We start from the raw sequence: 12,341 nt of genomic DNA on the forward strand, positions 1-12,341 counted from the left end.
AAATACTAAATACCCCCCCCCGCCTCCCGGCCTCTCCCGGGGCTCGTTGTGTGGGGGGGGGGGGGGGGGGGGGGGCGCGCCCGCGGGGGGGGGCCCCCACCCCCGGCCGGGCGCCCGTCTAGTTACGGCCGGCGGGCTGCGGCTCGCGCCGGTCCGGCGCGCCGGACGTCTCGTCGCCGAGCAGCAGCCGCAGCTTCTCGCCCTCGACGTCGACGTCCGGCAGGATGCGGTCCAGCCAGGACGGCAGCCACCAGGCGGCGCGTCCGAGCAGCGCCATCACCGCCGGGACGATCATCATCCGGACCACGAAGGCGTCGAAGGCCACCCCGGCCGCCAGCGCGAAGCCCATCATCTTGATCATGGATTCGCCGGCCGTGACGAACCCGGCGAACACCGCGATCATGATGATGGCGGCCGCGGTGACGACCCGGGCGCCGTGCCGGAACCCGATGACCACCGCCTCCTTGGGCGCGGCGCCGTGCACGTACTCCTCGCGCATCCGGGTGACCAGGAACACCTGGTAGTCCATGGCCAGCCCGAACACCACCCCGATCAGGAAGATCGGCATGATGCTGATGATCGGGCCGGTCTGGTCGACGCCCAGCACGTCGGCCAGCCAGCCCCACTGGAACACCGCCACCACGGCGCCGAACGTCGCCGCGACCGACAGCAGGAACCCCAGCGTGGCCTTCAGCGGCACCACGATCGAGCGGAACACCAGCATCAGCAGGACGAACGCCAGCCCGACGACGACCGCCAGGTAGGGCAGCAGCGCCGCCGACAGCTTGGCCGACACGTCGATGCCCATGGCGGTCGATCCGGTGACCAGGGCGTTCGCGCCGCCGATGGACGGCAGGTCGCGGATGCGTTCGACGAGGTCCTCGGTGGCCTTGTCGCTCGGCCCGCTCTTGGGCACCACGGTCAGCACGGCGGTGTCACCGGCGGGGTTGACGGTCGGGGGCGTCACCGCGGCCACGTCGCCGAGGCCCTGGATGCGGCCGGCGAACCGCTGCGCGGCGGCCTGGGCGTTCCGGCCGTCCACCACGACCATGAGCGGCCCGTTGAACCCGGGCCCGAAGCCCTCGCTGAGCAGGTCGTAGGCCTTGCGCTGGGTGGTGTGCGACGGCTTGATCTCGTCGCCGGGCAGGCCGAGCCGCAGGTCCAGCGCCGGCGCGGCCACCACGCCCATGCCGATGACGGCGAGCAGCAGCACCGGCAGCGGACGCCGGACGACGAACCGCGCCCACCGCTCGCCCATGGGCCCCTTGGCGCCGCCGTCGCCGCCGCGCAGGCCGGGGATGCGGCCGCCCAGCACGCGGTTCCCGGCGAAGCCGAGCAGCGCGGGCAGCAGGCTGAGCGCAATGAGCACGGCCACCGCGACGGCGAACCCGGCGGCGACCCCCATCTCGGTGAGGATCGGGATGTTCACCACGGCCAGCCCGACGAGCGCGATGATGACCGTCAGCCCGGCGAACACCACCGCCGAGCCCGCGGTGCCCACGGCGCGGCCCGCGGCCTCCTCGCCGTCGCGTCCCTCCCGCAGCTCGTGCCGGTAGCGGGACACGATGAACAGGGCGTAGTCGATGGCCACGGCCAGGCCGAGCATCAGCGCGAGCGTGGGGGTGGTGGAGCTCATGTCGACCAGGCCGGTCGCGGCGGTGATGCCCGCCATGGCGATGCCGACGCCGAGGATCGCGTTCAGCAGCGGCAGCCCGGCCGCGATCAGCGACCCGAACGTGATCACCAGGACCACGGCGGCGACGACCAGGCCGATGACCTCGGTGGCGCTCTGCTCGGGCATGCCCTCGGTGGCGGGACCGCCCATCTCGACGGTCAGCCCGGCGGCGCGTCCCGGCTCGGCGGCCTCCTTGAGCGCGTCGCGCGCCTCCTCGGTGACGTCGATCGCGGTCACCCGGTAGGTGACCTGGGCGTAGGCGATCCTGCCGTCCGGGGAGACCGCCCTGGCCTGGTACGGGTCGACGACGTTCGCGACCTGCGGGGCGGTCTTCAGCTTGCCGATCACCTGCTGGACGGCGGCCCGGTTCGCGTCGCCGGTGAGCGTGCCGCCCTCGGGGGCGGCGAACACCACGCGCGCGTTCGCCGCGTCCGCCGACACCTGGGGCATCCGCTTCTCCAGGATGTCGATCGTCCGCTGCGACTCGGTGCCGGGCATCGAGAAGTCGCTGGTGGTCGGCCCGCTCAACGTGGCGGCGCCGACACCGAACAGCACCAGCAGCCCCACCCAGAGCAGGGCGACGAGCCTTCGCCGCCGGTAGGAGAACCGGGCGAGCCGATACAGGAACGTGGCCATGCGAATCCCAATCGATGACGAATCGGTCACGATCAGCTGCCGGGGGAACGTCCCCTACGACGGCAGCGCACCACCTACGGGCGGGTGGCGAGATCGCCTGACGACGGGCTGGCTCGTCAGACGCGAACGGGGAGAGGGTGGGATGCCGTCAGCAGGCTTGCGGCGGCCGACCTGACGGCGGGGCCGGCGCCGAGGGGTTCAGGGGGTCGCAAGCCCGGCGCGGAGCCGGGCGAAGGCGTCCTCGAACAGCGCGGTGATGTCCGTGTCGGTCTTTCCTTCCGTCCACAGATCGATTGCGGCGCGGAGCGCCAGGCCCACGGCCCCTGCCATCAGCCGGGGGTACAGGTCGCGTTCCGCGTCGGTTCCGGTGCGTTCCGCCACGGCCGCGCAGAGCTCCTCCTGCAGCTCCACGAAGCCGCGCATGTGCCAGGCGACCAGCGCGGGGTTGTCCTTGACGGCGCGCAGCAGCGCGACGGTCTCGTCCGGGTCGCCGACGGGCCCCAGCAGCTCCAGGGCCGCCTGCCGCAGCGTCTCCCAGATCGGCTCGTCCGCCGGCCGGGCCCGCACCCCGTCGATCAGCGCCCGCACTCCGTCCACCAGCGGCGCGACGATCGCCTCCTCCTTGCCGGGGAAATAGTTGTGGAACGTCCGCGGCGAGACCCCCGCCTCGTCGGCGATCGCCTCGACCGTGACGCCCTCCACGCCCCGCGCCAGCACCAGCCGTACCGCCGCCCGGCTCAACGCCTCCCGGGTCGCGGCCTTCTTGCGCTCGCGCAGGCCCATTTCCACCGTCATGCCCCTACCGTACGACAAACTTGCATAACCAGCAAAACTTCAGCTACTGCCAACTTGCGTGATCCGCATCACGCGACCCCCGCACCCGCCGCGCCGCCCCCCCGGACACTCAGCCCAGATAGCCGCATTTGCCCTGTTCAGCGGGCGTTTGCCCCACAGCGCGGCAGGTTTCGCGCCCCCGCGCGCGGGCACTCCTGCGTCGGCGCCACCCGGTGACCCAGACGTCCTGCGCTGACCAAGGAGCGGAGATCATGCCCGACACCCGGAGAATCACGCTGGCGGTGACGGGCGCCGGTGGCGTCGGCGCGTCCAAACGGCTGCTGGCCGCTCTCCAGCAGGACGAGCGGGTCGCCCATGTGGACCTCCTGGTGTCGGCCAACGGGCGCAAGCTGGCGGCCCTGGAGTTCGGCACCCAGGACGACCCCGACTCGGTCGCCCAGGCGCTGGAGGCCACGTCGGCCAAGGTGCGCATGCTGGATCCGGCCGATCTCGCCGGCCCGGTGACCAGCGGAAGCTACCCCTACGACGCGATGGTGATCCTGCCGTGCGCGGCCGGAGTGCTCGGCCGCATCGCCCAGGGGCTGGCGCACGACCTGATCGAACGCGCCGCCGACGTCGCGCTGAAGGAACGCCGCCGGCTGGTGCTGTGCCTGCGCGAGACCCCGCTGAACCTCGTCCACCTGCGCAACATGGTCGCGGTGACCGAGGCCGGCGCGATCGTCTATCCGATGATCCCCACCTACTACAACGTCCCCGAGACCCTGGCCGAGCTGCAGGACGAACTTGTCGAGCGCGTGCTCCAGCTGCTGGGCCTGCCGCACACCGACCGGTACCGCTGGGACGGCGTCAGCACGCCCGCCCGGCGCGAGCACGCCGGGACGCCCTGACCGCACGCGCCCCGAGCCCGGATCCGCCATCGCGGGCGCACCGTGCCCGCGCCACTCGCCTGTTGGGGGAGGTTCGCCGTGCGACTCGTCGTCGCCATGACGGGCGCCACCGGCGCGATCATCGGGGTGCGCCTGCTGACCGCCCTGCGCGAGCTCGACGTGGAGACCCATCTGGTGGTGAGCCGCTGGGCGCGTGCCACCATCGCCGAGGAGACCCCGCACACCGTGCGCGAGGTGACCGGCCTGGCGAGCGTCAGCTACGCGCCGGACGACCAGGGCGCGGCGATCTCCAGCGGCTCGTTCCGCACGGACGGCATGGCGGTCGCGCCGTGCAGCATGAAGACGGTCGCCGGCATCCGGACCGGCTATGCCGACGACCTGATCGGCCGCGCGGCGGACGTCACGCTCAAGGAGGGCCGCCGGCTGGTCCTGCTGGCGCGGGAGGCGCCGCTGTCGACGATCCATCTGGAGAACCTGCTGGCGCTCTCCCGGATGGGCGCGACCGTGCTGCCGCCCGCACCCGCGTTCTACGACCGCCCGGCGACCGTCGCCGACATCGTCGAGCACATCGTCGGACGGACCCTGGACCAGTTCGGGCTCGACCTGCCGACGGCGCGCCGGTGGACCGGAATGCGGCAGGGCGCGCGCTCGCCGGCCGCCGCCCCCTCCCGCGACCAGCGTCCGGTGGCCGCCGCGGGCCGGACGCCGGTGGAAGACGACACCGTGGCCGCCACCGCCTGACCGGCCCCCCTTCCCCGGCGCGCACCGCCCGGCCGCTTCGTCCGGCGCCGGGCGGTTCGCCCGCGCAGCCCGGGTACGACCTGCGGAAAGCCCGTGGCCCGGAGCATCTCGCCGGGCCGTGAAGGGACACTCTCATGGCAGCCTATGACGACCTGCGCGGCTTCCTGGACACCCTGGACAAGGAAGGCCAGCTGCTGCGGATCACCGACGAGGTGATGCCGGAGCCGGACATCGCCGCGGCCGCGAACGCGGCGCCGCGGCTGGGCGACGCGGCGCCGGCGCTGTACTTCGACAACGTCACGGGCTTCACCGACGCCCGGATCGCCATGAACGTGCACGGCTCGTGGGCCAACCACGCGCTGGCGCTCGGCCTGCCGAAGGGGACCTCCATCAGGGAGCAGGTGGAGGAGTTCATCCGCCGCTGGGAGCGGTTCTCCGTCGCGCCGGAGTGGCGCGACGCGCCGCCGTGGGCGCAGAACACCGTGGCGGGCGACGACGTCAACGTCTTCGACGTGCTCCCCCTGATCCGCCTCAACGACGGGGACGGCGGGTTCTACATCGACAAGGCCGCGGTCGTCTCCAAGGACCCCGACGACCCGGAGAACTCCGGCAAGCAGAACGTCGGCGTCTACCGCATCGAGGTCAAGGGCAGGCGCAGGCTCGCCCTGCAGCCCGTCCCCATGCACGACCTCGCCCAGCACCTGCGCAAGGCCGAGGAGAAGGGCGAGGACCTGCCCCTCGCCATCACCCTCGGCAACGACCCGGTGATCTCTATCGTCGCCTCCACCCCGATGGAGTACGACCAGAACGAGTACGAGCTGGCCGGCGCCCTGCGCGGCGCGCCCGCCCCGGTCACCAAGGCCCCCGTGACGGGCCTGCCGGTGCCGTGGGGCTCCGAGGTGGTGATCGAGGGAGTGATCAAGGGCCGCAAACGGGAGATCGAGTGCGGTCCCCGCCCTGCTCGCCGCCGGGGCCTGCCTCGGTGTCAGCACCTACACCGGAGGGCAGGACAGGGTGGTCGTCATCGTCCACGGAACGGGCGCCCCGCCGCGTCTGCCCGACCCACCGGACGACCTGCTGCTGCGCCCGGTGCACCAATGGCCCTTCCGCCGGCACGCCACCCACCACGGCCCGGCGCCCGTCACCCCGGGCGGGTGACCGGCCGCTGGCGGCTCGGTCAGGCCTCGTCGTCGCGGTCGGGCATCGCGTCCAGATGCCGTTCGAGCGCGTCCAGCCGGTCCGACCACATCCGCCGGTAGGGCTCCAGCCAGGCGTCGATCTCCATCAGCGGCTCGGGCCGCAGCCGGTACCAGCGACGCTGGGCGTCCTGGCGGACCTCCACCAGGCCCGCCTCCCGCAGCACCCTCAGGTGCTTGGACACGGCCGGCTGGGGCAGTGGAAGCCGCTCCACCAGGTCCCCGACCATGCGCTCACCCCCGCGCAGCAGGTCGAGGATCTGCCTGCGCCGCGGTTCCGCGAGCACCTCGAACGTCGTCGCCACGCCACGAATATAACCGCGACGGAATATAGGGGCAATCCCTCCGCCCCGGCGTCAGTGCGGCCGGCCGTCGGAAGCGCCCACGGGCTGCAGGGGGCGGGTGGCGCGGCCGATGAGAGCGTCGAGGGCGGCCTGGGACGCCGGGTCGGCGGCGCGGTAGATCACCAGCCGGTGGTGCGGTTCCTGCAGCGGGGACAGCACCTCGAACTCGATGGTGAGCGGGCCCGCGTCCGGATGCGCCAGGCGCTTGTGGCCGCGTCCGTTCACCTTGACGTCGCGCTGCGCCCACAGCCGGGCGAACTCCTCGCTGCCCGCGGTCAGCGAGGCGACCAGGCCGGTCAGCGCGGTGTCGTCGGGGTGGGCGGCGCAGGCGGCCCGCAGGTCGGCGATGCCCTCACGGAGCACCAGGTCACGGTCGCGGAAGAAGCCCCGCAACGCCGGATGCATCACGCACAGCCACATCGCGTTGCGGTGCTCGTCGGGCAGTTCACCGAAGTCGAGCATCAGCGCGGACATCTCGCGGTTCCAGGCGATGATGTCGAAGCGATGGTCCAGCAGCATCGCGGGCAGCGGCGACAGGTCGTCCACCAGCCGCGCCAGCGAGGCCGGGGGCCGGACGAGGCGCGGCGGCCGGACGGACGGGCGCTGCCCCGCCAGGTCGAACAGGTAGGAGCGTTCGTCGTCGCTCAGCCGCAGGGCGCGGGCGAGGGCGTCCAGCACGCTCGCCGACGGCCGCAGGCCCCGGCCCTGCTCCAGGCGGACCACGTAGTCGACGCTGACGCCGGCCAGCTCGGCGACCTCCTCGCGGCGCAGACCGGGGGTGCGCCGGGGCCGCCGCGACTCCGGAAGCCCGACGTCGGACGGAGCCAGACGCTCACGGCGCGTCCGCAGGAACGCCGCCAGTTCCCGGGTGGTGTCCATCGCCCTGATCCTACGTCCGGGTGGGAAGACCTTTCCCAGGAAGAGGTCTCCCTGGCCGTCCCCTCGCCGGCGCCGCAGTCTGGACCCTGCATACGACACGAGGGGAATGCACGTGGAACTGGACACCTACCGTTTGCTGGGCCGTTCGGGGCTGCGCGTCTCGCCGCTCTCGCTGGGCACGATGACGTTCGGCACCGACTGGGGATGGGGCGCGGACGAGGCCGAGTCCCGCCGGATCTTCGACGCCTACGTCGACCGGGGCGGCAACTTCGTCGACACCGCCAGCCAGTACACCGGCGGCACCTCCGAACGGCTGGTCGGCAGGTTCGCCAAGGACCGGCGGGACCGCCTGGTGCTGGCCACCAAGTACTCGATGGCCTCGCGTCCGGGCGACCCGAACTCCGGCGGCAACCACCGCAAGAGCATGGTGAACTCGGTCGAGCAGAGCCTGCGCCGCCTGGACACCGACTACATCGACCTGCTGTACCTGCACGCCTGGGACTTCACCACCCCCGTCGAGGAGGTGCTGCGCGGCCTGGACGACCTCGTCCGGTCGGGCAAGGTGCTGTACGCGGGGATCTCCGACACCCCCGCCTGGCAGGTCTCCCGCATGCAGGCGATCGCCGACCTGCGCGGCTGGGCCCCGCTGGTCGCGCTGCAGGTGGAGTACAGCCTGGCGCAGCGCACCACCGAACGCGACCTGATCCCGATGGCACGGGAGATGGGCCTGGGCGTCGTCCCGTGGTCGCCGCTGGCCAGCGGCGTGCTGACCGGCAAGTACACCCGCGCCGACCTCGACCACGGCGGCGGCGAGGGAGAGGTCACGGGCACCCGCAAGAACGTCGCGGCCGCCAACGGGGCGCTGACCGAACACGCCCTGGACATCGCCGACACGGTACGGGACGTCGCCGCCGAGATGGGCCGGACGCCGTCGCAGGTCGCGATCGCCTGGACGCTGCTCAACCCGGGCGTCACCGCGCCGATCATCGGCGCCCGCACGCTCGCCCAGCTGGAGGACAACCTCGGGGCCCTGGAGGTGACCTTCACCGACGACCAGCGGGCCGCCCTGGAGAAGGTCAGCGAGATCGAGCTGGGCTTCCCGCACGACTTCCTGAACATGCCCATGCCCCGCGGCGTCATCTTCGGCGGCGCCCGCATCGAACCCCGCGCCTGACCGACCGCGCCACGCTCCCCCGGCCGCGCCTCGACCACATGACCAGCGCGGCCGGGGTTCGGCGTCACGCCGCCGTTGTCGTCCGGAATCCGCTGAGAAATTTCTCCTGAGCCATGTAGAGACCTCCCCCGCCGCTCCGACCCCCCTGTGAAACGACACCACCCCACAGGGAGGCGAAGAGATGAGCAAGGTCACCAGTGACATGGCGATGTCGATCGACGGGTACGTGACGGGCCTGCACCAGAGCCTGGACGACCCGTTCGGCGAAGGCGTCGGCGAGCGTCTGCACCGCTGGATGTTCGACGAGCCCGAGACGCACAAGGCGGTGCTGGACGGCATCGTCGCGGCGGGCGCGTTCGTCATGGGACGCAACATGTTCACCCCCGGCCGCGGGGACTGGGACCTGGACTGGACCGGCTGGTGGGGCGAGGAACCGCCGTACCACGCGCCGGTGTTCGTCCTGACCCACCACCCCCGCGAGCCGCTGACCATGAAGGGCGGCACGACGTTCATCTTCGTCACCGACGGCATCGAGGCGGCCCTGGCGGCGGCGCGCGAGGCCGCCGGCGACCGCGACGTCGCGATCGCGGGCGGCGCCCAGACGGTCAACCAGTACCTGGCGGCCGGACTGATCGACGAACTGCGCCTGCACGTCGCCCCGGTGATCCTCGGCCGGGGCGAGCGGCTGTTCGACGGCGTCGGCGACACGAACCTCGAACCGGTCGGCACCCCGACCGGCACCGCCCTCGTCACCCACCTGACGTACCGGGTGGTGCGGTAGCGTCCTGGCACGCCATGTCGGCGCCCGACGAACGATGCTCAGCCCTTCAGTGCCTTGGTGACGGCGCCGACCACGGCGGAAGGCTGTTCCATGTGCACCATGTGACCGGCGTCGTCGACGTAGGTGATTTGGGCGCGGCCGGTCAGCGTCCCGGCGTTGTCGACGGGCAGCACCTGATCGGCCCGGCCCCACACCACTCGCACCGGAGCGCCGATCCTGTCGAGCAGGCCGTCCACGTCGATGCCGGGCCGGTCGCCGTCGAGCAGGGTGCCGAGCAGCGTGTCGAGCGCCTGTGGCACGCCGTCGAGCCGCTTGTACTTCATCAGGTCGTCGGCTAGTTGCCGGGTGACCTGCGAGGGGTCGGCGAACAGTTTGGTCAGGTGCGGTTTCAGCTCGCGGCGGGACGAGGCGCCGGCGAATCCGCGCAGGTATCCGGCGTCGATGGCGGTGCCGTAACCGGCGGGCGCCACGAGTGTCAGCGACGCGACCTTGCCCGGTTCGCGGGCGGCGGCCGCGGTGACCACGGCGCCGCCGAGCGAGTGGCCGACCAGGTGGACCCGGGTGATGCCCCGCTGCTCAAGGAAGCCGAGCACGGCGTCCGCGAGCGTGTCCAGGGAGCCGTCGCCGACGTCCTTGGTGGACTCGCCGTGACCGGGCAGGTCGATCGCGTGCACCGTGGCCTCGGCGGACAGCGGTTCCTGCACGAACAGCCAGGAGTTCTTGTCGCCGCCGTAGCCGTGCACGAGCAGCACGGTCTCCTCCCCCTCGCCGAGGGTGGCGTAGGAGATGCTCCGCCCGTCCACGGTCACCGTGCCGGTGATCGGCCCGGCGACCTCCGCGACCGCGCCGGAGTCCAGCTCCTCCCGGGCGGCGCGGGCGACCTGGTCGATCAGCTCGTCCGGCACGTCGGCGGGCGCGATGAGCGCGATGGTGGCGCCGACCGGGATGTCCTCGTTCACCTCGGCGATGAGCCGCCGTACGACACCCGACCCGGTGGCCTCCAGAGCGCCCGTGATCTTGTCGGTGTCGATGTCGGCCAGCTCGTCGCCGTCGGTCACCTCGTCACCCTCGGCCACGATCCAGCCGGTGACCTTGCCGCTGGTCATCGACAGGCCCCATTTGGGCATGGTGACCTTCGTGATGGCGTCTTCGGTACTCACGGCTTTCGTCACTTCTTCCAATCCATGGTCTTCTTGACGGCGTTGGTCACCTTCTGCGCGTCCGGGATGTAGAGCGACTCGAGAGACTGCGCGAACGGGACGGGCGTGTGCGGCGCGGTCACCATCGCGATGGGCGCCCGCAGCGCGCCGAAGGCCTCCTGCGCCACCAGGCCGGAGATGTCGGAGGCCATGCCGCAGCGCGGGTTCGCCTCGTCGACGATCACGAGGCGGCCGGTGTTCTCGACGCTCTCCAGGATCGTCTCGGTGTCGAGCGGGCTGGTGGTGCGCGGGTCGATGATCTCCGCCTCGATGCCCTGGCCGGCCAGTTCCGCGGCCGCCTGCTCGGCCATCGCCACCATGCGGCCCAGTGCCACGATCGTGACGTCGTCGCCGTCACGGACCACGTTGGCCTCGCCGAACGGGATCGTGTAGCTATCCTCGGGTACCTCGCCGGTGACGTCGTACATGGCCTTGTGCTCGCAGAAGATCACCGGATCGTTGTCCCGGATGGACTGGATGAGCAGGCCCTTGGCCTCGTACGGGCTGGAGGGCAGCACGACCTTCAGGCCGGGGATGTGCGTGAAGACCGGGTACAGGCACTGGGAGTGCTGCGCGGCGGCGTTGAGGCCCGCGCCGTACATGGTGCGCACCACCACGGGGGTTTCGGCCTTGCCGCCGAACATGTAGCGGAATTTGGCGGCCTGGTTGAAGATCTGGTCGAAGCAGACGCCCATGAAGTCGATGAACATCAGTTCCGCGACCGGGCGCAGGCCGCGCGTGGCGGCGCCGACCGCGGCGCCGATGAACGCGGACTCGCTGATCGGGGTGTCCAGTACCCGGCCGGGGAAGCGGTGGTAAAGCCCTTTGGTGACACCGAGAACGCCGCCCCACGCGTCGTCGTCGCCGGGGCTGCCGGCGCCGCCCGCGTTGTCCTCGCCGATGACGATGACCGAGGGGTCCCGTTCCATCTCCTGCGCGAGCGCCTCGTTGATCGCTTCGCGGTAGCTGATCGTCCGTGCCATGACTCGCTCCTGGAAGTCCGTCGGGTCAGTAGGTGACGTAGACGTCGGTGGTCAGGTCGGCGGCGGTCGGCTTCGGCGCCAGCTTCGCCTCGGCGACCGCGGCGTCGATGAGGTCGGCGACCTGGGCGTCGATCCCGTCCAGGGCCGACGCGTCCAGTTGGCCGCTCTCGGTGACGCGGGCGCGGAAGCGCTTGAGGCAGTCCAGCGTCTCGCGGGCACGGGCGACCTCGTCGGCGCGATAGGTCTGCTGGTCGCCCTCGAAGTGGCCGAAGTAGCGGGTGAACTTGATCTCGATCAGCGTCGGGCCACCGCCCTCGCGGGCCCGCTGGACGGCCTCCCCCGCCGCCTCGTACACGGCGAAGAAGTCGAACCCGTCCACGATCACGCCCGGCATGCCGAACCCGGCGGCGCGGTCGGCGATGTTGTCCGCGGCCACCGACCACGTGCTCGACGTCGCCTCGGCATAGCCGTTGTTCTCCGCCACGAAGATCGCCGGCAGGTTCCACACCGACGCCAGGTTCATCGCCTCCAGCGTCGTCCCCTGGTTGCTCGCGCCGTCGCCGAAGAACGCGACTCCGACCCCGCCCGTGCCCTGCAGCTTGGCGGCCAGCGCGGTGCCGCAGATCAGCGGCGGGCCGCCACCGACGATGCCGTTGGCGCCGAGCATGCCCTTGGACAGATCGGCGATGTGCATCGAGCCGCCCTTGCCGTGACACGACCCCGTCTTGCGGCCGTAGATCTCGGCCATCATCGACTTGACGTCCACGCCCTTGGCGATGCAGTGGCCATGGCCTCGATGGGTGCTGGCGATCGAGTCCCGCTCGTCGAGGTGCGCGCAGACCCCGGTCGCGGAGGCTTCCTCACCGGCGTAGAGGTGCACGAACCCGGGGATCTCGCCGGTGGCGAACTCCTCGTGCAGCCGCTCCTCGAAGTCACGGATGGTGCGCATCGTCCGGTAGGCGTCGAGCAACGCCTTCTCGTCGAGCCCCAGTGAGATCCGGTCCGGCTGGGTGGTCGTCATCGTGACCGTCCTTTCTGCATGAACGTCTCT

Annotated in this window: 12 protein-coding genes; 5 read left to right on the top strand and 7 right to left on the bottom strand. The window is 71.7% G+C overall.

Annotated features, from left to right (window positions below; translation table 11 throughout):
• Positions 1-118: 118 nt before the first annotated feature.
• Together ABZ801_RS26565 and ABZ801_RS26570 are read right to left on the bottom strand one after the other, a co-directional pair.
• Positions 119-2,311 (bottom strand): MMPL family transporter, encoded by a 2,193-nt coding sequence (locus ABZ801_RS26565; RefSeq protein ID WP_360702562.1) that lies wholly within the window; start codon positions 2,309-2,311, stop codon positions 119-121.
• Between the two features lie 198 nt (positions 2,312-2,509).
• Positions 2,510-3,106 carry a TetR family transcriptional regulator gene (locus ABZ801_RS26570; protein ID WP_360702565.1) on the bottom strand — a complete coding sequence of 199 codons (597 nt, stop codon included), beginning with the start codon at positions 3,104-3,106 and terminating at the stop codon, positions 2,510-2,512.
• A 251-nt stretch (positions 3,107-3,357) separates the two neighbouring features.
• Here ABZ801_RS26570 and ABZ801_RS26575 point away from each other — a divergent pair, with 251 nt between their 5' ends.
• The 3 genes from ABZ801_RS26575 to ABZ801_RS26585 all read left to right on the top strand — a co-directional run bounded on the left by ABZ801_RS26575 (position 3,358) and on the right by ABZ801_RS26585 (position 5,993).
• A complete protein-coding gene (locus tag ABZ801_RS26575; RefSeq protein ID WP_360702568.1) occupies positions 3,358-3,993 on the top strand; it encodes a UbiX family flavin prenyltransferase in 636 nt (211 codons plus the stop codon).
• A 78-nt stretch (positions 3,994-4,071) separates the two neighbouring features.
• A complete protein-coding gene (locus tag ABZ801_RS26580) occupies positions 4,072-4,734 on the top strand; it encodes a UbiX family flavin prenyltransferase (RefSeq protein WP_360702571.1) in 663 nt (220 codons plus the stop codon).
• A gap of 134 nt (positions 4,735-4,868) precedes the next feature.
• On the top strand, positions 4,869-5,993 hold the full coding sequence (locus ABZ801_RS26585; protein WP_360702574.1) for a UbiD family decarboxylase domain-containing protein: 1,125 nt from the start codon (positions 4,869-4,871) through the stop codon (positions 5,991-5,993).
• Here ABZ801_RS26585 and ABZ801_RS26590 read toward each other — a convergent pair.
• On the bottom strand, positions 5,912-6,235 hold the full coding sequence (locus ABZ801_RS26590; RefSeq protein WP_360702577.1) for a metalloregulator ArsR/SmtB family transcription factor: 324 nt from the start codon (positions 6,233-6,235) through the stop codon (positions 5,912-5,914). The genes ABZ801_RS26585 and ABZ801_RS26590 overlap by 82 nt on opposite strands.
• A gap of 51 nt (positions 6,236-6,286) precedes the next feature.
• Complete coding sequence (locus ABZ801_RS26595) at positions 6,287-7,153, bottom strand: helix-turn-helix transcriptional regulator (protein ID WP_360702580.1); 867 nt, start codon at positions 7,151-7,153, stop codon at positions 6,287-6,289.
• Between the two features lie 112 nt (positions 7,154-7,265).
• Here ABZ801_RS26595 and ABZ801_RS26600 point away from each other — a divergent pair, with 112 nt between their 5' ends.
• Together ABZ801_RS26600 and ABZ801_RS26605 are read left to right on the top strand one after the other, a co-directional pair.
• Complete coding sequence (locus ABZ801_RS26600; RefSeq protein ID WP_360702583.1) at positions 7,266-8,327, top strand: aldo/keto reductase; 1,062 nt, start codon at positions 7,266-7,268, stop codon at positions 8,325-8,327.
• Between the two features lie 181 nt (positions 8,328-8,508).
• Positions 8,509-9,108, top strand: coding sequence for a dihydrofolate reductase family protein (locus tag ABZ801_RS26605; protein ID WP_360702586.1), 600 nt, complete (start codon positions 8,509-8,511; stop codon positions 9,106-9,108).
• Between the two features lie 38 nt (positions 9,109-9,146).
• Here ABZ801_RS26605 and ABZ801_RS26610 read toward each other — a convergent pair whose 3' ends face one another.
• From ABZ801_RS26610 to ABZ801_RS26620, 3 genes are read right to left on the bottom strand one after another with little or no spacing between them, the layout of a single operon-like run.
• Entirely contained in the window at positions 9,147-10,268 is a 1,122-nt protein-coding gene (locus tag ABZ801_RS26610; RefSeq protein WP_360702589.1) for an acetoin dehydrogenase dihydrolipoyllysine-residue acetyltransferase subunit, read from the bottom strand.
• An 8-nt stretch (positions 10,269-10,276) separates the two neighbouring features.
• Complete coding sequence (locus ABZ801_RS26615) at positions 10,277-11,290, bottom strand: alpha-ketoacid dehydrogenase subunit beta (protein WP_344951073.1); 1,014 nt, start codon at positions 11,288-11,290, stop codon at positions 10,277-10,279.
• 25 nt (positions 11,291-11,315) lie between these two features.
• Complete coding sequence (locus ABZ801_RS26620; RefSeq protein WP_344951075.1) at positions 11,316-12,311, bottom strand: thiamine pyrophosphate-dependent dehydrogenase E1 component subunit alpha; 996 nt, start codon at positions 12,309-12,311, stop codon at positions 11,316-11,318.
• Positions 12,312-12,341: the final 30 nt, after the last annotated feature.

This window comes from Actinomadura sp. NPDC047616 (genome assembly GCF_040642915.1).
GTDB classification, from domain to species: Bacteria; Actinomycetota; Actinomycetes; order Streptosporangiales; family Streptosporangiaceae; genus Spirillospora; species Spirillospora miaoliensis.